Annotated in this window: 13 protein-coding genes; 2 read left to right on the top strand and 11 right to left on the bottom strand. The window is 62.6% G+C overall.

Annotation, left to right across the window (positions count from 1 at the left end; all coding sequences use genetic code 11):
• Positions 1 to 7 precede the first annotated feature (7 nt).
• Both accD and BBJ66_RS06455 read left to right on the top strand, forming a co-directional pair.
• Positions 8 to 913, top strand: a complete 906-nt coding sequence (gene accD / locus BBJ66_RS06460; protein WP_071085799.1) for an acetyl-CoA carboxylase, carboxyltransferase subunit beta — start codon at positions 8 to 10, stop codon at positions 911 to 913.
• Positions 914 to 937: 24 nt separating this feature from the next.
• Positions 938 to 2,290, top strand: a complete 1,353-nt coding sequence (locus BBJ66_RS06455; protein ID WP_190238069.1) for a bifunctional folylpolyglutamate synthase/dihydrofolate synthase — start codon at positions 938 to 940, stop codon at positions 2,288 to 2,290.
• A gap of 75 nt (positions 2,291 to 2,365) precedes the next feature.
• Here the strand turns inward: BBJ66_RS06455 and trxA are convergent, their stop codons facing one another.
• The 11 genes from trxA to BBJ66_RS06400 form a co-directional block, all read right to left on the bottom strand.
• Entirely contained in the window at positions 2,366 to 2,686 is a 321-nt protein-coding gene (trxA, locus tag BBJ66_RS06450) for a thioredoxin (RefSeq protein ID WP_004672616.1), read from the bottom strand.
• 75 nt (positions 2,687 to 2,761) lie between these two features.
• Positions 2,762 to 6,313, bottom strand: a complete 3,552-nt coding sequence (addA, locus tag BBJ66_RS06445; protein WP_071085795.1) for a double-strand break repair helicase AddA — start codon at positions 6,311 to 6,313, stop codon at positions 2,762 to 2,764.
• Complete coding sequence (gene addB, locus BBJ66_RS06440) at positions 6,306 to 9,500, bottom strand: double-strand break repair protein AddB (protein WP_071085793.1); 3,195 nt, start codon at positions 9,498 to 9,500, stop codon at positions 6,306 to 6,308. Before addB ends, addA begins: the two co-directional genes overlap by 8 nt.
• A gap of 3 nt (positions 9,501 to 9,503) precedes the next feature.
• Positions 9,504 to 10,235: a nucleotidyltransferase family protein gene (locus BBJ66_RS06435; protein ID WP_071085791.1), complete on the bottom strand. Its 732-nt coding sequence runs from the start codon at positions 10,233 to 10,235 to the stop codon at positions 9,504 to 9,506.
• A gap of 13 nt (positions 10,236 to 10,248) precedes the next feature.
• Positions 10,249 to 11,760 carry a tRNA (adenosine(37)-N6)-threonylcarbamoyltransferase complex ATPase subunit type 1 TsaE gene (tsaE, locus tag BBJ66_RS06430; protein WP_071085789.1) on the bottom strand — a complete coding sequence of 504 codons (1,512 nt, stop codon included), beginning with the start codon at positions 11,758 to 11,760 and terminating at the stop codon, positions 10,249 to 10,251.
• Positions 11,757 to 14,342, bottom strand: a complete 2,586-nt coding sequence (locus BBJ66_RS06425) for a PAS domain-containing sensor histidine kinase (RefSeq protein ID WP_049732677.1) — start codon at positions 14,340 to 14,342, stop codon at positions 11,757 to 11,759. The genes tsaE and BBJ66_RS06425 overlap by 4 nt, the downstream gene beginning before the upstream one ends.
• Before the next feature lie 203 nt (positions 14,343 to 14,545).
• Complete coding sequence (gene ahcY, locus BBJ66_RS06420; RefSeq protein ID WP_049732678.1) at positions 14,546 to 15,946, bottom strand: adenosylhomocysteinase; 1,401 nt, start codon at positions 15,944 to 15,946, stop codon at positions 14,546 to 14,548.
• Between the two features lie 336 nt (positions 15,947 to 16,282).
• Positions 16,283 to 16,558 carry an HPr family phosphocarrier protein gene (locus BBJ66_RS06415; protein ID WP_003544133.1) on the bottom strand — a complete coding sequence of 92 codons (276 nt, stop codon included), beginning with the start codon at positions 16,556 to 16,558 and terminating at the stop codon, positions 16,283 to 16,285.
• A 9-nt stretch (positions 16,559 to 16,567) separates the two neighbouring features.
• On the bottom strand, positions 16,568 to 16,969 hold the full coding sequence (locus BBJ66_RS06410; protein ID WP_003544139.1) for a PTS sugar transporter subunit IIA: 402 nt from the start codon (positions 16,967 to 16,969) through the stop codon (positions 16,568 to 16,570).
• Between the two features lie 150 nt (positions 16,970 to 17,119).
• On the bottom strand, positions 17,120 to 17,569 hold the full coding sequence (locus BBJ66_RS06405; protein ID WP_049732679.1) for an HPr kinase/phosphorylase: 450 nt from the start codon (positions 17,567 to 17,569) through the stop codon (positions 17,120 to 17,122).
• A complete protein-coding gene (locus BBJ66_RS06400) occupies positions 17,566 to 19,356 on the bottom strand; it encodes a sensor histidine kinase (protein WP_049732680.1) in 1,791 nt (596 codons plus the stop codon). Before BBJ66_RS06400 ends, BBJ66_RS06405 begins: the two co-directional genes overlap by 4 nt.
• Positions 19,357 to 19,430: the final 74 nt, after the last annotated feature.

The following is a 19,430-nucleotide window of genomic DNA, read 5'->3' as shown; positions in this document are numbered from 1 at the left end:
AATTGAGTTGAACTGGATCACTAACTACGTTCGCCCGCGGATCAATTCCATGCTGGGCCGTCGCGAAGTGCCGGAGAACCTCTGGATCAAGTGCCCGGAAACCGGCGAAATGGTCTTCCACAAGGATCTGGAAGGCAACAAATGGGTCATTCCGGCCTCCGGCTATCACATGAAGATGCCGGCCAAGGCTCGCCTCGCCGATCTGTTCGACAATGGCGAATATGAATCGCTGCCGCAGCCGAAGGTCGCCCAGGACCCGCTGAAATTCCGCGATTCGAAGAAATATAGCGATCGCCTGCGTGACAGCCGCCTGAAGACCGAACAGGAGGATACGATCCTTGCCGGCCTCGGAAAGGTGCAGGGGCTGAAACTCGTGGCGGTCGTGCACGAATTCAACTTTATCGGCGGTTCGCTCGGCATGGCTGCCGGGGAAGCGATTGTTAAGGCTTTCGAGCGTGCGACCTCGGAAAAGTGCCCGCTGGTGATGTTCCCCGCTTCCGGCGGCGCGCGCATGCAGGAAGGCATCCTGTCGCTGATGCAGCTGCCGCGCACGACGGTTGCCGTCGACCTGCTGAAGGAATCCGGTCAGCCCTATATCGTCGTCCTGACCAACCCGACGACAGGCGGCGTCACGGCTTCCTACGCCATGCTCGGCGATATTCATCTGGCCGAGCCGGGCGCCGAAATCGGCTTTGCCGGCAAGCGCGTCATCGAGCAGACCTTGCGCGAAAAACTGCCCGAAGGCTTCCAGACCTCCGAATATCTGCTGGAACATGGTATGGTGGATATGGTCGTCAAGCGTCACGATATCCCGGAAACGCTGGCGCGGGTCCTGAAGATCCTGACGAAGAAGCCGGTGTCAGTGGCGAATACCATGAATGGCGGCGCGATCGCTCTGGCGGCGAGCGCCTGATAACCGATAGGGCGGGGTGCCGAATTGATACCCAGAGGCCAAACCGCGGTGAGTGAGGCAGCACAGGAGATCGACAAGCTCATGGGATTGCATCCCAAGGGTTTTGATCTGTCTCTCGACCGCATCATTCGTCTTCTCGATGTGCTCGGCAATCCGCACCGGAAACTGCCGCCGGTGATCCATGTCGCCGGCACCAACGGCAAGGGGTCGGTCACCGCCTTCTGCCGCGCTCTGCTCGAAGCCGGCAGCTACAGCGCTCATGTCCACACCTCGCCGCATCTCGTCAATTGGCACGAGCGTTATCGCATCGGTGTGGCGGGCGGGCGCGGGCAGCTTGTCGATGACGCCGTCTTTGCCGAGGCCCTGCGGCGTGTGGCCGATGCCAATGCCGGACAGCACATCACCGTCTTCGAAATCCTGACGGCGGTCACCTTCATCCTGTTTTCCGAACAGCCGGCCGATGCCGCGATCATCGAAGTCGGCCTCGGCGGCCGGTTCGACGCCACGAACGTCATTTCCGATCCGGCCGTCTCGGTGATCATGCCGATTTCGCTGGATCACCAGCCCTATCTCGGCGACCGGGTCGAGCTGATCGCTGCCGAAAAGGCCGGTATCATGAAGCCGGGATTTCCCGTCGTCATCGGTCATCAGGAATATGACGCGGCACTCGACGTGCTGATGTCGACGGCCGAAAGGCTGCATTGCCCGAGCGCCGTTTTCGGGCAGGATTTCATGGCGCATGAGGAATATGGCCGGCTCGTCTATCAGGACGAATTCGGTCTTGCCGACCTGCCGCTGCCGCGCCTTCCGGGCCGCCATCAATATGCCAATGCCGCCGCCGCCATCCGCGCCGTCAAGGCGGCGGGTTTCACCGTCACTGAGACGATGATGGAAAAGGCGATGAATTCGGTGGAATGGCCGGGCCGGCTGCAGCGCCTGGGCGAAGGCCGGCTGCTTCAGCATGCGCCCGCCGGTGCCGAGATCTGGATCGATGGCGGGCACAATCCCGGTGCCGGTGAAGTGATCGCCGAAGCCATGGCCAATTTCGAGGAGCGCCAGTCTCGGCCGCTTTTCCTCATCATCGGCATGATTAATACCAAGGACCCGGTCGGCTATTTCAAGGCCTTCGCCGGCTTGGTCGAGAAGGTCTTCTGCGTGCCGATCCGCGGTAGCGAGGCGATGATCGACCCGGTGATCTTGTCGAACGCCGCTTATGATGCCGGCTTGGTTGCCGAACCGATGTCGACGGTCGGCGATGCGCTGGAAGCCATCAAAACCGTGCTCGATCCGGAGGGGCTGCCGCCGCGCATCCTCGTCGGCGGCTCTCTCTATCTCGTCGGCGATGTGCTTTCGGACAACGGCACACCTCCGAAGTGAGGGGCGAAATGAAGAATACGACATGAAAAAAGCCCGGTCGAAGCCGGGCTTTTTCATCAATGCGATATCAATCGATCAGGCAGCGTTCGAAATCCAGTTCGAAAGAGCGGTCTTCGGCTTGGCGCCGACCGAAATATCGGCAACTTCGCCGCCCTTGAAGATCGCCAGCGTCGGAATGGAGCGGACGCCGAATTGCGCGGCAAGCTCCGGATTCTCATCGATATTCAGCTTGGCGACCTTAACCTTGCCTTCCATCTCGACGGAGATTTCTTCAAGGCTCGGCGCAATCATCTTGCACGGGCCGCACCATTCAGCCCAGAAATCGACGACGACGGGTTCTGCGGATTCCAGAACTTCCGACTGGAAGTTATTGATATCGACCTTCACGGTAGCCATGGGCTGCTCCTTCAGAGGAATTGGGTGTTGAACCACATGTGATGCTGCGGTGCCAAATTTTCAATGTCCGGTATTTCACTTTGTCTTCAGTCCTGCAAGCGCCAAACCGAGCGCCTTTTCGCTCAGCGTATAGAGCGAGGCGTTCTCGGTATAGACGAGCATGCAGTCGATAGGCTTGTCGGGATAGAGCGGCGCCAGGATCTCGCGATAGATCGCCAACTGTGCCCGGTGGGCGAAGGGGATGGCCGCCTCTGTCGTCGGCGGCACCCGATTGGTCTTGTAATCGAGAATGACGACACGATCGGCTAGCACGGCAAGCCGGTCGATGCGGCCGGAGACGGCATAGCGCCTGTCCTCCAGCGTCAAGGTGCCCATGATCGAGACTTCGGGCTGGGCCTGCGCCCCGAGGACGGCCTGCAGACCTTCTTCGTCCAATAGTTTCAGAACCGAATCGACGAGCTTGCGCCGTTCGGCTTCCGGCCAGAACCGCGCCGCCCGCTCGGCATAGCGGCCTGCCGCATCAGCCCGTTCGACAGGCGGAATTTCGGGAAGCGCCTGCAGCATGCGATGGATCAGCCGGCCCTTCTCCAGCGACCGATCGCTGCGCTCCGTCTCGCCGAACAGCGGCGAAACGACGAGCAAGCCGCCTTCATCTTCATCGACGATCGTCCCGGCGCCGGAGGGGCTGAGCGGCCGCGGCAGCTCGGCCTGCGGCGGCAATGGCCGCAACAGACCGTCCGGCAGCCTCTCCTCGCTTCCGCGCTCCTGGCTGCGGTCGATACGCTCGAAGCTTCGTTCCACCCGCGGCACACGCCATTTGAGCCCCGGCCATTCGCCATCGGGACCGGAGAATGTGGTCGCCTCGACATGCGGATGGTCGTCGCGCAGCGCCGTCGAGATCATCATATGCCAGGTGTCGTTGCTCACACGCACGCCGCGATAGCCGCAGACGACCAGCCGGTCGGCGGCACGCGTCATGGCGACATAGAGCAATCGGCGGTATTCTTCTTCGGCCAGCATCTGGATACGAACGGCGTCGTTCTGCGTCAGCGAATTGGCGAGATCGGAGACGGGAACCCAGACGGGCATCGGCGGCTCGTCGGCGTCGGTCTCGATCAGGCGAAGCTTCGGCAGATGGGTATGGGTAAAGGCCTTCGAACCGCCGTCGACCAGGAAAACGATTGGAGCCTCGAGACCCTTGGAGGCATGCACCGTCATGATCCGCACCTCGTTGCGCCCCTTGTCCTGCTCACGCTTGACCACCGGGGCTTCGAGCTCCAGCGTCGAGATGAAGGATTGCAGCCCGGGAAGGCCGGCGCTCTCGTGGTCGAGCGTGAAGGTCAGGAATTCGTCGAGGATATCGCTGACCTCGGTGCCGAGCCGGGCCAGGAATTGTCGCCGCCCGCCATGGCTGCCCAGCACACGCGCATAGAAATCATGAACCGACAGGCTCCTGGATTGCCGAAGGAACAGCTCCAGCCTCTCCACGGCGGCGCGGAAACGCTCGGTGCCGTCGGCGGCGAAGCGTTTGAGATGGCTCCAGACGCTCTCATTATCGCCGCGCAGGCCGGCGATCGCAAAAATGTCGTCCTCGGAAAGATCGAAAAGCGGGCTCTTGAGCACGGCGGCGAGTGAAAGATCGTCTTGCGGCAGCAGCAGGAAACGGCCGAGCGCCAGCAGATCCTGCACGGCGATATGGCTGGTCAGCACCAGTCTGTCGGCCCCGGCGACCGGAATGTCGCCGCGGCGTTTCAAGGCGCGCGTCAAGGCGTTGACGAAGGCGTCGCGCTTGCGCACCAGCACCAGGATATCGCCGGCTTCGATCAGCCGCTCCCGGCCTTTGTCGACGATCGTCTCGCGGCCGACGAGCGCACCGATCGAATGGGCGATCCGCCTCGCCAGGATTGCGGCCGGCGCGCTTTCCGGCGTCGCGTCGAAGGGTGCCGTCCAGTCCTCCTCCTTCACCACCGCCTCAGGCGCGACCATCTCCCAGAGATCGACGGCGCCGGGATGTCCGATGCGGCTGGAGCGATGCACGACCGGTTCGTTAAGCGCGCTGAGGCCGCGCGCATTGCCGGGTTCCCTGAAAATATGGTCGACGGCCTCGAGCACATCCGCGGTTGAGCGGAAGGAAAGCGGCAGGCGCACGGAAGAAAAATTCTGTCCACTGTCGGATACGCGCCGCCGCGTCCGGTCGTTTTCCTCGGAAAACCGCTCGGGCCGCGCCCCTTGAAAGGAATAGATCGACTGTTTCTCGTCGCCGACGGCAAAGAGCGTGCGCACGATCGGCCGGGCGCTTTCGCCGGAGAAGAAATCCTCGGCGAGCGACTGGATGACGCTCCACTGGATCGGGCTGGTATCCTGCGCCTCGTCGACGAGGATATGGTCGATGCCGCGATCGAGCTTGTAGTGGATCCAGGGACCAACGCCGCTTTTCGTCAGCAGGTCGGCGGTGCGGGTGATCAGATCCTCGAAATCGAGCTGGCTGCGCTGCTTCTTCAATTCCTCATAGTCGTGATTCAGCCGGTCCGCGAGCACGAGGGCGGCATGCGTCGCGCCATAAATCCGCATCAGTTTCAGCCGGTCGCGGCTTGCAGCGACATGGGCGCGGGCAGCGGCGATGGCGCCCGCCAGCTGCGGTGCTTCGGCAAGCATGGCCTTGACGGTGAATTGTGAATCCGCCTTCGGTTCGCCCTTCGCCGTCAGAAAGATTTTCTCGAGAAACTCGGCGCGCTTCGCGTCATCGCGTTCCCGCCCGGCAAGCCTGAGGCCGTAGGCAACTTCCTGCGCTTTCGCGCCTCCCTTCTGGTCGGCAAGCGACAGATAAAGCTCCAGCATGCCGCCGGAAAGCTCAGGCAACGGCCAATATTGCGCCGCGATCCGGCCTTCCGTGTCATCGGCGGCAAGGCCGAGCCTTTCGCGCAAAACCATCGCGACACCGCCCTGCCGTTCGGCCGTCGCCGTAAAACGGCGGATGGCGTTGCGGTTGGCGACGATATCGGCGAGCAGGTTCTCCAGCCCGGATTCGTCGCCGAGATCGAGCACATAGGCGAATGCCTCGGCAAGGGCGCTGTCTCCCTCAGGCGCGGAAGCCGTCAGCAGCGCCCGGCGCGCGTCGGAGAGCAGCGCCACTGCTGCGCGGTCGTCGAGAACCGAGAAATGCCCGGCGACGTTGGCCTCCAGCGGAAACTGATGCAGCAGCGCCTCGCAAAAGGCATGGATCGTCTGAATCTTCAGTCCGCCGGGTGTCTCCAGCGCCTTGGCAAACAGCCGGCGGGCCTCGGCAAGCTTTATTCCGTCAGGCGCCGTCCCCTCGATCTGGGTGATCCGCCGGCCAAGGTCTTCATCGTCGAGCACCACCCAGTCCGCCAGCCGTTCGAAGACGCGGTTCGACATTTCGGAGGCGGCAGCCTTGGTATAGGTGAGGCATAAAATGGCGGAAGGCCGCGCGCCGGCAAGCAGAAGCCGGATGACGCGCTGGGTCAGCACATGCGTCTTGCCGGAGCCGGCATTGGCCGAGACCCATGCCGAGCGCTCGGGATCGGATGCAATCGCCTGCTGGATCGTCGTCCAGCCGATCCAGGTGCCCGGATCGTCGCCATTGGGAAGCGCGGTCACGTCACTCATCGCCGCCGCCTTCTTCGGTTTCTGCCGTCGACCATTCGGAGACGCGGGCGAGATGATCGTAGTCGCCGCCGAAATCGAATTGCTGCGCTGGGACGAGCCGCGAGGTGAAGCCTTTCTCGCCGGATTGCAGCAGCGTCACGAACTTCACCAGCTGGTCGATCGATTCCTCGGCGAGATCCATCGCCGATTTCGCCTTATCGCTGCGCGCCGAGCTCTCATTGTTGACGGTGTCGACCAGAAAACGGCGTCCCGGCCGCAGGCGGACATAGAGCAGATCCTGCGGCACGAGACTGCCGACATCGCGGAAGGCGCCGCCGCGCAAGGCCGCTGCTTCGAGCGCAAGCTGCGGATCGAGAAGCACGCGTGCCTGCGTCGGCGAGGGATTGTAGCCGGTCTTGTAGTCGATGATATCGGCGGCGTTCGGCCCGGTGACATCGATCCGGTCGGCAACACCGTTGAGCCGGATATTGATCGGTTCCAGTTCGATGCCGCCGCGCACCTCCGTCAGCGTCTTGCGAATGCCGGGCCGCCGCCCCGCCTCCCAATCCAGGAAGGCGCGGGCCACCGCACGAAAACGTGGTCGCCACACGGCATCGATATGCGGCGGCAGCTGCTCCATGTCGAAAAGCTCGGAAAGGATACGCTCCATCGCCGCTGTTGCCTCAGGTGTGCCGGCGACATGGGCTTCGCGAATGAACCGGTCGATGATCTTGTGGTAGAGCGTGCCGCGTTCGGCCGCTCCCGGATCGCGGTTGAACGTATCGACGGGATCGAGACGCAGGATGCGGCGGGCATAGATGGCATAGGGGTCCCGGCGCAGCCGGCCGACTTCGCTGAAGGAGTAGGATTTCGGCTGCAGTGCCAGCGGTGGTTTCGGCGAGGGTCGCTGTGCTGGTGCCTGGGCTTCTCCGCGATCGATCAGGCCGGCCCATTGGAGGAAGCGGTTGCCGCGTCCCTTCAATTCCGCTTCGAACCCTTCTCCGGCGAGCGCCAGCAGCCGCTGCAGCCAGCGCGAAGCGACGGTCGGTGTCGAGCCCTGGCGCAGCGCGCGCGAATAGATCAGATGGCGTGTGCCGTTCGCCATCTCGAAGTCATGCGCCAGCTGGCCGATGCGCCGTTCCGGCGGCTCCAGTCCGATCTCCGTCTTCATCATGCGGGGAATGAAGGGATTGTTGGCGGTCTGCCCCGGCCAGGTGCCCTCGTTCAGGCCGCCGAGGATCAGCATATCGACGCTCTGCAGGCGGGCTTCCAGCGTGCCGAAGATGAAGAGGCGGGGATGGCTGAGCGCGCGCGGCTTCACCGCATGACCGGCGGCAAGCGCTGCCATGATGTCGATCCATTGCGGCCCGTCGGCCTCCATCTGGCCGCTGGTGTCGATCACTTCGCCGAGCAGGGCGGCGAGCGCATCTCCCGCCTCACCGGACCAGAGATCGGCGAGATTGCCGTGCGGATCGGCCGCCACCGCTTCAAGCGAGCGGCCGGTGCGCTCTGACCATTCGGACAAGGTGAAACCAGCCGTCCTCCCGCGATCTTCCGGCCGGTGCCGGATCACGGTCGAAGCCAGCGGCTCGGTCGCTTGTGTGACCCGGCGGGCAAGGTCGTAGGCGGCCTCGGCGGCGTCGGGCGAAAGCGCCTTTCGCCATTGCGGCGCGTGCCTGTCCTGCGCCTGTTCGGCAAGCTGCTGGGTCAGCAACGGCTCGAGCCTGCTGATATCGACCTCCGCCACGCCGCCGCGCAACGCCAGCAGTTCGAGCGCCTCGGTGGCGGAAATCAATGCGTCGCGTTCCAGGCCGAAGCGTGCCAGCGGATGTTTGAGCAGCGAGACGATCGCCACCGGATCGCCCGGGCGCAGTGCTGCCTCCAGCAGCAATTGCAGCAACGTGCCCTGCGGTGTGGCCGCAAGCGGCGTGCCGGCCGAATCGTCGGCGAGAATGCCGAAGCGGGAAAGTTCCGCCATCACCCGGCGGGCGAGATTGCGGTCGGGAGTGATGAGGGCGGCCCGGCTTTCGCCGTCCTGCCCCGATCTTTCCAATGCCAGCCGGAGCGCAATGGCAATCGCGGTCGCTTCCTCGCGTTCGTTGGCGGCTTCGATCAGCGAGACATCGGCGAAAGCTGAAGAGAACGCGCCCTCCGGCAGCTCGCTCTTCCAGGCGCCCCAATCGCTGGTCGCCTCAGCCGGCACGAGCGCCCGGGACAGGATTTCGGCGCGCCGGTCGAGATCGGCTTCCGGCCTGTCGAGAAGGGTGACGTCGGCCCGCGTGAGCTTCAGCCGCTTGAGCAGCGACGACAGGCCATATTGCGGGTGGCTTCGGCTTGCGGGATTGGCGTGTTGGCCCGGCGAAAGCTCCGGCGCCACCATCTGCCAGTGCCGTTCCGGCATGGAGAGATCAAGGCCCGGAAGCACGATGACGCCCTCGGGCAGATTGGCGACGGCGGCAATGAGATCGGCGGTGGCGGGAACCGAACCCGTCGAACCGGCGATTATGATCGGTCCAGCGGGCTTCGTTGCCGAAAGCCTGTTTGCTTCGGCCCGCAGAATGGCGTTTCGGTGCCGCGCCGGCGAGGATTTGCCGAGTTCGGAAAGCCGTTCCGGCCAGAATGCGCTGGCGATCTGCAGGAATTCCGCCGTCAACTGCCACCAGGCGGCGTAATCGCCGGTGTCGAGTTTTGACAGTTCCGACCAGTCGAGGTCTTCGGTTTCGATGGAATCGATCAGTTCCGCAAGGTTGCGGGCGAGCCAGATTGCATCCGCCGGGCTTGCCGGCGCCACCAGCGGCGAATCCGAATGAATGTGGCGGACGATTTCCGGCAGTTTATTCCGCCAGGCGAGAATGAGGCGGGCAAGCTCCAGCAGACGGGCGGTATTCGACAGCGGCTGGGCAAGATCGATCGTTGCCGGCAGCGCCTCGTCGAAATAACCGCTGTCGTCGTCGGTTTCGCCGAGAGGACGGATGACCGGCAGGATCGCGGAGCGGCCGCCGAGCAGATCGACGAATTCCGAACGCAGCACACGCACGGCGCGCCGGGTCGGCAGATAGATCGTTACCCTGGCAAGCGACAGCGGATCGTCGGCCTCATGCCGGAAGAGCGGCGTCAGCCGGCCGTCGCAAAGCGTCGTCGCCAGCGTTTTCAGGAAGGAGAGGCCCGCCGGGATCGTCAGAATGCGTGGCTCGTGCCGCTCCGTCATATCTCACGCGAACGTCCGCAACCTGCGGATCGTTTCCTCCGCTTCGCCGATCGCCTCCGGCGTTCCCACCGTCAGCCAATGGCCGTCGAGCACCATGCCGAAAAGCCGTCCGCGCGCGATCGCCTTGTCGAAATAGATATTGAGGTTGAAGGCATCCTGCGGCGCGTCGTCGAGCAGCGACGGGTTCATAACGATCGCTCCGGCATAGACGACCGGATTGGAGGGATCGTCGCGATAGCGCGTCAGCCGGCCATCGGCCGCCAGACTGAAATCATTCTTGCCGTTGTGACCCGTCGTATCGTCGATTCCGACGCAGAGCAGCGCCATGTCCATGCGCTCAGCATCAAAGAATCCGGCTAAGCGCTGCAGGTTCGTTGGCCGCCCGGGCTGTTCGCCGATCCAGAAGAGATCGGCATTCATGACGAAGATATTGTCGCGGTTCAGCAGCGTCAGCCCCTTCGCCAGTCCGCCGCCGGAATTCATCAGCGCCTCCCGCTCGTCCGATACGACGATGTCGAGGCCGCGATAAGCCTCGAGATGGTCGAGCATCTGGTCGGCAAAGTGGTGGACGTTGACAACAGCCCGCTCGACGCCGGCCGCAACCAGCGAATCCAGCGCGTAGTCGATCATCGGCTTGCCGTCGATCTTCACCAGCGGCTTCGGGATCGTGTCGGTGATCGGGCGCATGCGGGTGCCGAGACCCGCGGCCAGTACCATGGCTTGTCTGATGGTCATCCTGATCCGGAACTTATGATTCGCTCTGGCCTATTCCAGCCCTTGCGCACCAATCGCGCAAGGGGGCAAGCGCTTCGTGCTCGAACGCGACCTGGAGATAGGCGAGCGTTCGCGGCATATGTTTGAGATAGCCGGGCTTGCCGTCGCGCTGCAACAGCCGTACCCAAAGGCCGGCAAGCTTGCAGTTGCGCTGCGCCGACATGATCGCCCAGGCTTTCATGAATCCGGCTTCGTCGAAGCCGCCCTGGGCGCGCCGAAGGCTGAGATAATCGTCCATAAGCTGTCGGAAAAGCCCTGGTTCGATCGTCACGCGCGCATCCTGGACGATGGATGCAAGGTCATAGGCGGTCGGGCCGATCATCGCATCCTGGAAGTCGATGATGCCGATCTGGCGAATACCGCTTTCCTCTTCGCGCCAGATGATATTGGGCGAATGGAAGTCACGCAGCAGCAGGTTCTTCTCGGCTGTGGCGAGCTCGTCGATGAGCGCATCCCAGATCGCCAGATACTCCGCCCGTTCGGCATCCGTGGGCGGTGTACCGCGCTTCCAGGCGATGTGCCAATCGAGCACAAGCTGCACTTCCATCTTCATTGCCGTGCGGTCGAAGTCCGGAATGTGATGCGTATGCGTTGTCGAAACAGGAATATCCTGCGGGATCTGCATGGAATGAAGATGGGCAAGGCAGACGACGCTTTGCCGGTAACGTTCGGCGATCGGCCGTCCGTCGTCAGCGAGCACCCCTTCGGTGCCGAGATCCTGGATCAGCAGGATGCCTTGCTCATAATCGACCTGATAAATCTCCGGCGTCGCAAAACCCCGCGCGCGCAACACATCGGCAATCGCAACGAAAGGATAGGCATTCTGTGCGAGATGCGCGACCTTGGGATAGGGCTTGCCGTCATGGACCGGCGGTCCCTCGGGATGCGGGCGCCAATCCATCAGTATTTTCCGCGGGCCACCATCCGGATAGATCGCTTCATAGGCGCGCAGCGACGCATCGCCGGTCAGGAAGCGGCGTTTGACATCGGGATAGCCGGCCTTGGCGAGGAAATCGCGGATCGCCAGAACACGATGGATGCGCAGAGCTTGTGCGCCGGCGGCTTTGATCGTTGCCCGGCGGCCGCTGCCTTCATGGTCCAGCCGCAGTGCAATGCGCTCGGCCGGCAGTTCGCCCTCAGCCATCTCGGGCCATTCGACGAGACAGATGCCGTTCTCCAGGGCCTCGTCGAAGCCGAGTTCCGTCAGTTCGTCTGGATGGCCGAGCCGGTAGAGATCGAAGTGCGAAACGGGCAAGCGCAGATCGTAGGATTGCACCAGCGTGAAGGTCGGGCTCGGGACTTCGAGCCGCTCGTCGTCGGCGATGGCGCGGAGGATCGCCCGGGCGAGCGAGGATTTGCCCGCACCGAGATCGCCGGAAAGGGCGAGGCAGTCGCCGGCTTTCAGGGCCAGCGCCAGGTCTTCGCCGAAGCGGATGGTTGCCGCTTCGTCCTTCAGCAAAACCGAGATCGTATCGCCGGTCGTCATTCGGCGGCAGCGGAATGCGGGATATCGACCGAGGGGATGCGGCAGACGACGGTCGTGCCCTTGCCCGGCTCGCTGTCGATCGTCACGTCGCCATGATGCAGGCTGACGAAGCTGTCGACAATCGACAGGCCGAGGCCGGCGCCGCCGCGTTTGCCGCTTTTTGCGCCCGTGGCAAAGCGGTCGAAGACGGTGGCGATCATATCAGGGGAGATGCCGGGGCCGCGATCGCTGACGGAGAAAACGAAATCCGTGCCCTCGCGATGGCATTCCAGCGCGATCGAGGTGCCCTCGGGCGAAAAATTCGCCGCATTGGAAAGCAGCTTCAGCAGGATCTGCTTCAGCCGCTGCGGGTCGGCAACGATCGAGCCGAGGTAGGCCGGCGCGGTGATTTCGAGCGCGACGCCGCTTTCATGCAGGCGATCGGCGATCTGCATCGAGACGTCGTCGAGCAGGTCGTTGAGATCGATTTCCGCATAGTTGAGCCGCATGATGCCGGCATCGACGGTTGCGAGGTCGAGAATGTCGTTGACGAGCGTGAGGAGAACCGAGGACGAGGTCGAGATATGGTCGATATATTCGGCCTGCCGTTCGTTCAGCGGCCCGACCCCTTGGGTGCGCAGAAGGTCGGTGAAGCCGATGATATTCGTCAGCGGCGAGCGCAGCTCATAGGATACGTGCTGGACGAAATCGTTCTTCAGTTCATCGGCCTTGCGCAGCGCTTCGTTCTTCTCGGTCAGCGCCCGCTCGGCACGCACGCTGTCCGTCATATTGACGAAGGTCAGCATGGTCTGGGCGTTCGGCAGCGGGATGACGGCATAGTCGAGCACCAGGCCGGAGAAGAGTTCCAGCGTTCCCTGGCCCGAACGGCGTTCGTCGTCGAAGCTGGTGATCAGTTCCGCAAAGGCTTTCCAGCCATCCGGCCGGTCATAGGACGGCGCGCAGGCCTCGCCGAGCGCGCGGATATGGGTGCCGGGTTTGGCTTCGGTTTCGGTGATCCCCCAGAGCGCGCGGAAGGCCGGGTTCGACAGGCGGATGCGTCCATCCGGGCCGAACACCGCCACACCTTCGGAAAGATGGTCGATCGTTTCGCCCTGCACCTTGACCAGTGTGTTGTAGCGCGTTTCGAGATCGACCTGCTCGGTCAGATTTTCGAACACCCAGGTGGCGCCGCCCTGCGGATGGGCGGTCGCAAAGACACGCAATGTCTGCCCGTTCGGCAGGTGCCAGAGGTCGGATTGCGTGTCGAGCGCGCGATAGACGGAAAGGGCTGCTTCCTTCCAGCTTTTCCAGTTGAGCTGGTCCGGCAGTTTCTTGGCGGCCCGCAGCCGCTCGAGTAGCTCGCTATTGTCGGGCCGGCCTTCGAGAAAGGCGATATCCAGCTCCCAGAGCGCAACGAAAGCCTGGTTGTAGAATTGCAGTCGGCGGTCGCCGTCGAAGATGGCGACGGGCGTGGCGAGGTGGTCGAGCGTTTCGGCATGGCTCTTCAGCGTCCGTTCCAGCTCGGCACGCACCGCCTCTATATCCGACACATCGATCGCGATGCCGGCCGAGCCGCCGGGAAGCCTGACGTCGACGACATCGAAGAACGTGCGGTTGCCGTGCACCACCGTCGAGATCGTGTCGTGGAAGGGCGATTCCGGCGTCACCGTGGCGCGAATGCGTTCGCGCGCAACGGTCGTCAGCATCTCGCGGCCTTCATTGATCGCCTGCTGCGGCGAGCGCGCTTCGACGGCCTCGCCATAAGCCTGGTTGACCCAGGTGAGGCGGCCGGCCGGATCGCGCTGCCAGGCCGGCATGTCGATCGCGTCGAGCATGGTCTGGAAGGCCGAGATCGAGGTCATCAGCCGGTCGCGCTCGATCCGGAGTTCCGCAAGCTCGGCGCGCAGATTGTTGAGCGCCACGAAACGGACGAAGGCGCGGCCGCCGGAAACCCGGCCCTGCGCCTCGAGGATTTCATCGCGGATGGTTTCCACCACCATGTCGAAGCTCTGTGCCCCGTCGCGCAGCCGGTCGATCGCCTTTTCCAGATCGGCGGCCGAACGTGACTTCAGCCAGAGGCCGAAGGCCAGGAATTCGCCGTCCTGCGGCGCACCGGTCTCGGGCGGAAGCTGGCCGAGCAGCTCGGGACGGGCATTGCCGTCCCAGATGACGATCCGTCGGTTCTTGTCGGCGATCAGCGCCTGGTATTGCGAAATGCGCTGCTGGGCATCGGAAAGCGCCGAGCGGATTTCCCGGCTCTCGTTTTCCAGATTGCCGCGCTGGCGGACCAGCCACAGCGTCGACAGCAGTGCTGCCGATATGACACCGATGACGACGGAAACGCCGACAACCTGCGAGGATGTGAAGAGGTGAGCCGAGGCCGCCGCCTGCTGCTCGCCCTGTGCCAGAACCGGCCGCGCCAGCGCGGCAAGCGCCGTGCCGGCCGCGCAGGCTTTCAAAAAGCGCGCCAATGATCCATGCTCTTGCTTTGCGGCCTCGTGTGCCGTTGCAGATTGATGTTGTTGGCCTGCGATCAGCGGGCGGCGATCGGCGCAAACGCCGTCATCCGCCTGACCGGGCAGGCTGTTTTTCATTTCCGACATCCGCGGTATGTCTCCGTCCTTCAATGTGCCGCATTACGACAAGACATCCCATTTCCGCAGCGGCCGGACAGGGTCCGGCGCCACGAATCAAGTCTTAAAACAATACTTCGGAAGGGAATCGGCGGGAAGGGAGCGCCCAAAAAATAAGCCGCGACATTTGTCAATGCCGCGGCTTCTACATCTTGTGGATATTAACGATCAGATCAATATCTGTAGTGGTCGGACTTGAACGGGCCCTTCGGCGATACGCCGATATAGGCAGCCTGCTCCTCGGAAAGCTGCGTCAGCTTCACGCCGAGCTTGTCGAGATGCAGTCGCGCGACCTTTTCATCGAGATGCTTCGGCAGGATATAGACCTGGTTGGAATACTGATCGGGCTTGGTGAAGAGCTCGATCTGCGCCAGCGTCTGGTTGGTGAAGGAGGCCGACATCACGAAGGACGGATGGCCGGTGGCGTTGCCGAGGTTGAGCAGGCGGCCTTCGGAAAGAAGGATGATGCGGTTGCCCTTGGGGAATTCGATCAGGTCGACCTGCGGCTTGACGTTGGTCCACTTGAGATTGCGCAGTGCTGCAACTTCGATTTCGTTGTCGAAATGGCCGATATTGCCGACGATCGCCATGTCCTTCATCTGACGCATATGGTCGATGCGGATGACGTCCTTGTTGCCGGTGGTGGTGATGAAGATATCGGCCGAGGAAACGACGTCCTCGAGCAGCACGACTTCATAACCGTCCATGGCGGCCTGCAGGGCGCAGATCGGATCGGCTTCGGTCACCTTGACGCGGGCGCCGGCGCCGGAGAGCGAAGCGGCAGAACCCTTGCCGACGTCGCCATAGCCGCAGACGACGGCAACCTTGCCGGCCATCATCACGTCGGTGCCGCGGCGGATGCCGTCGACCAGCGATTCCTTGCAGCCATACTTGTTGTCAAACTTCGACTTGGTGACGGAATCGTTGACGTTGATCGCCGGGAAGGGCAGCAGGCCCTTCTGGCTGAGCTGGTACAGGCGGTTGACGCCGGTCGTCGTTTCCTCGGTGACGCCCTTGATCGCGTCGCGCTGCTTGGTGAACCAGCCAGGCGAAGCGGCAAGGCGCTTCTTGATCTGGGCGAAGAGGATTTCCTCCTCCTCGGAATGCGGATGCGACAGCACGTCCTCGCCGGCTTCGGCGCGGGCGCCGAGCAGGATGTACATGGTGGCATCGCCGCCGTCATCGAGGATCATGTTGGAAAGGCCGCCATCGGCCCACTGGAAGATCTTGTCGGTATAGACCCAGTAATCCTCAAGCGACTCCCCCTTGATGGCGAAAACAGGAACGCCGGCGGCGGCGATCGCGGCAGCGGCGTGATCCTGCGTCGAGAAGATGTTGCACGAGGCCCAACGGACTTCGGCGCCGAGGGCCACCAGCGTCTCGATGAGCACGGCCGTCTGGATGGTCATATGCAGCGAGCCGGTAATGCGCGCGCCCTTCAGCGGCTTTGCGTCGCCGAATTCGGTGCGGCAGGACATCAGTCCCGGCATTTCGGTTTCGGCGATGGTAATTTCCTTGCGGCCGAAATCCGCAAGCCCGATATCGGCGACGACATAATCTTTTTCAGTGCTCATAGAGGCCTCCAGGCTGAAAAACGTCTCAAAATTGGCGCAGGCGCGAAAGATGACCGCGCGACGGATGGGCCGCGTCCTGATGCATGTCGCCCGGAAATGTGCAGCGGTTCCGGGACAACGAGATGCACAAAAAAGAGAGCTGAAGCGCGTCGCATGAAGCAGGTTCGATGCGGCATGCTCTAGCGCACGGCATATCCGCCGTTTAGCAGGCTTCGGATGGGAAGGCAATAAGGATATAAAGAAGTCTTTATATGTTTATATGAGCGGGACCCGCTGCAGAATTCCTTAAATCGGAATCGATCTAAGGATAAAATTATGCAGCAAGTTCAAACTTGCTCACATCTCTTCGCCGAACCGGTTTTGGATCAGCTGGTCAAGGGCCTCGAGGGCTTCCTCGGCCTGGCTGCCGCTTGCAGAGACGACGACGCTCGAGCCGGGGCTTGCCGCCAGCATCATCAGGCCCATGATAGAGGTGCCGCCGACCGTCATTCCGTCCTTGGAAACGGTGATGGCGGCATCGAAGGTCTCGACCATCTGCACGAATTTGGCGGAGGCGCGCGCGTGAAGGCCGCGCTTGTTGATAATGAGGAGTTCCCGGGAGAGCGATGTCATGAAGGGCCGTTATTTTCCGCTGAGCACACGGCTCGCGACATTGATATATTTCCGTCCGGCTTCGGAAGCCTCCACCAGCGCCTTCTCCATGTTGTTCTCGCCACGCACGCCGGCGAGCTTGATCAGCATCGGCAGGTTGACGCCGGCAATCACTTCGGTATGGCCGCTGCTCATAACTGAAATGGCAAGATTGGACGGCGTGCCGCCGAACATGTCGGTCAGAATGACGACGCCATGGCCGTCATCGGCACCGGAAACAGCTTCCAGAATATCCTGCCGTCTTTGATCCATGTCGTCTTCGGGGCCAATACAGACCGTCTCGATGAATTTCTGAGGACCGACGACGTGCTCGACAGCATGACGAAACTCTTCAGCCAGCTTGCCATGAGTGACAAGCACAAGTCCGATCATGATATTACTGCTCCCATATACGCCAACGGTGGCCCCAATATCGCAATGCAGCAATTACGTCCACCGGTGGGGGCACATCTTGGCGATGAAAAGCCGAAGTGCAAGATAAAAATGCGAATATATAAGGCAGATTGATCAATCCGGAAGGCGTCAATGCCCGATATCCGGTGCTTTCGCCATCAGGATTGCAAGCGGTGAAGAGACGCCTGTGAGCAACCGCAATGCGGGAAGCGAAAAACCGGGCGCGAGGCTGACGATTTCGCCCTCCGGAGGCACGCGGTTTTCACCGGAAGCACTGCCCGGGAGCACGGCATAATGCATCGTGGCCCGGGGCACGTGCTCCTGCCGGACGATGCCGGTGCCGCGAAGTTCGATCAGCCCGGCGATCGATGGCGGGCATGTGGCCACCACGCTGCCGGTCTTTTCAGAAAGAAGAACCTGGTCGTCGGCGACCAGCGCCGTGAACAGCCCGAGCCGGCGCGCCTCGGTCATGCAGGTGAAGGCCAGCATCGATTTTCCCCAACCGGATGGGCCGCTGAACAGAAGCCCCGTCCTGCCGACGATGATCGCGGTCGCATGGATGTTGTGAGCCGCGGTCATGCGGCGGCATCGACTGGTAAAGCGAGGATAAAGCGGGCACCGAGCACCTGTCCGCCTTCGGCATCGGTGATATTCTCCGCTCTCAGCGAGCCGCCATGGGCCTCGGCGATCTGGCGGCTGATCGACAGGCCGAGCCCCGAATTCTGCCCGAAGCCTTCCGATTCCGGCCGGTCCGTATAAAAGCGCTCGAAGATGCGGTCGATATTTTCAGCCTGGATACCGGGGCCATTGTCTTCGATCGTGGTGACGCAGCGCGAACGTGTCCGCACCAGCCGCACGGTAATCTTGCCACCCTTCTCAGGCACGAAGGAGCGGGCATTCTCGATCAGGTTGGCGATGATCTGGCCGATGCGCAGGTCGTGGCCGTTGACGACGAAGCGTGTCTTGACGTTCGGCTTGCGTTCGATCGCATATTCGATCTCCACCTGCTTCTTGGTGCTCCTGACCTGGCGTGAAACCTCGATGAGGTCGCGCAACAGCACCTCCATGTCGACGGAACCGGCATCGACACGCGCGAGCTCGGCATCGAGGCGGGAAGCGTCGGAGATATCGCTGATCAGCCGGTCGAGCCGGCGGACATCGTGCTGGATAACGTCCATCAGCCGCTTTTTGGAATCGTCGGATCGGGCAAGCGGCAGCGTTTCGACGGCGCTCCGCAGCGACGTTAGCGGATTCTTGAGTTCGTGGCTGACATCGGCGGCGAAACTCTCGATCGCATCGATGCGGTCGTAGAGCGCCGTCGTCATTTCCCGCAACGCAATGGAAAGATTGCCGATTTCATCCTGGCGGGCGGAGAAGTCAGGAATCTGCTCACGTGTCTTGGCCCCGCGGCGCACCCGGATGGCGGCGGCTGAAAGGCGGCGCAGCGGGTTGGCGATCGTCGACGAGAGCACCAGCGAAAGCAGCACGTTGACGAGCGTGGCGACGCCGAAGACGCGCATGATGGCAAGCCGCTCGGCATGAACGATATTGTCGATGTCGCCTGCCTGTGTCGACAGCAGCAGCACGCCGAGCACGGCGCGGAAACGCTGGATCGGCACCGCGACGGAAACGATGAGCTCGCCTTTTTCGGTCGTGCGCACGACGGCGCCGCGCACGCCCGTGAGCGCGTTCATCACCTCAGGATAGATCGAGCCGTCGCCGCCCGGCGCTTCTTTGTAGAGCGGCAGGTTGCCGGGCTGCAGCGCCTTGTTGAACAGGGTGGCAAACCATTCGCTCCAGGTCTGCTTCTCCTCCTCGACCGGCGGCAGGTCGAAGCGCAGCACCTGGCCGCGCGAATAAAGATGGCGCGAATCCAGCAGCAGATTGGCATCGGCATCGAAGATGCGGGCGCGCGTGCGTGTCGGAGAGATCAGCCGGCGCAGCACCGGCGCGACCTTCTCGGGATCGATGGGGAATTCGAGGTCTTCGTCGTTCGGCACCGGGGTGATGCTCTGGCCGGCCTGCAGCTCGAGCAGCTTCTGCGGATCGATGGTGATCGAGTTGGTATCGACCGATGCCGAAGCCGAAATAGCGCCGGCGATGATCTCGCCTTGCGTCAACAGGCTCTCGGCGCGGGCGTCGATCAGCCCTTCGCGAAACTGGTTGAGGTAGAGGATACCCCCGACGAGCACCAGCAGTGCGACGAGATTGAAGAAGACGATGCGCCGTGTCAGGCTCGAAAACACGGCATTGCCGAAGATGCGGCGGATCAGCGTGAAGGGATGCGACCAACGGCGGCCTCGGACGCGACGGGTGCTCACGCCCTCCGCATCGTCGAGATCCCTTTCCTGCACCAACTGTGCCAATGACTGGCCCTTTCGAAGGGCGGGGCCGGATGAACCGGCCCGCAGCCCTCAACTATGTCTCGCGCTGCGCCGTT

The organism is Rhizobium sp. RSm-3 (genome assembly GCF_001854685.1).
Lineage (GTDB): Bacteria > Pseudomonadota > Alphaproteobacteria > Rhizobiales > Rhizobiaceae > Rhizobium > Rhizobium ecuadorense.
The sequence above is the reverse complement of the archived record's forward strand: the minus strand, read 5'-3'. Positions and strand labels throughout refer to the sequence as shown.

Coding starts and splice junctions, on each gene's coding strand:
- BBJ66_RS06435 (WP_071085791.1), bottom strand. CDS start 10,235: ATGACCATCAGACAAGCCATGGTACTGGCCGCGGGTCTCGGCACCCGC.
- BBJ66_RS06415 (WP_003544133.1), bottom strand. CDS start 16,558: ATGACATCGCTCTCCCGGGAACTCCTCATTATCAACAAGCGCGGCCTT.
- tsaE (WP_071085789.1), bottom strand. CDS start 11,760: ATGACGACCGGCGATACGATCTCGGTTTTGCTGAAGGACGAAGCGGCA.
- ahcY (WP_049732678.1), bottom strand. CDS start 15,946: ATGAGCACTGAAAAAGATTATGTCGTCGCCGATATCGGGCTTGCGGAT.
- addB (WP_071085793.1), bottom strand. CDS start 9,500: ATGACGGAGCGGCACGAGCCACGCATTCTGACGATCCCGGCGGGCCTC.
- BBJ66_RS06410 (WP_003544139.1), bottom strand. CDS start 16,969: ATGATCGGACTTGTGCTTGTCACTCATGGCAAGCTGGCTGAAGAGTTT.
- BBJ66_RS06405 (WP_049732679.1), bottom strand. CDS start 17,569: ATGACCGCGGCTCACAACATCCATGCGACCGCGATCATCGTCGGCAGG.
- trxA (WP_004672616.1), bottom strand. CDS start 2,686: ATGGCTACCGTGAAGGTCGATATCAATAACTTCCAGTCGGAAGTTCTG.
- addA (WP_071085795.1), bottom strand. CDS start 6,313: ATGAGTGACGTGACCGCGCTTCCCAATGGCGACGATCCGGGCACCTGG.
- BBJ66_RS06425 (WP_049732677.1), bottom strand. CDS start 14,342: ATGTCGGAAATGAAAAACAGCCTGCCCGGTCAGGCGGATGACGGCGTT.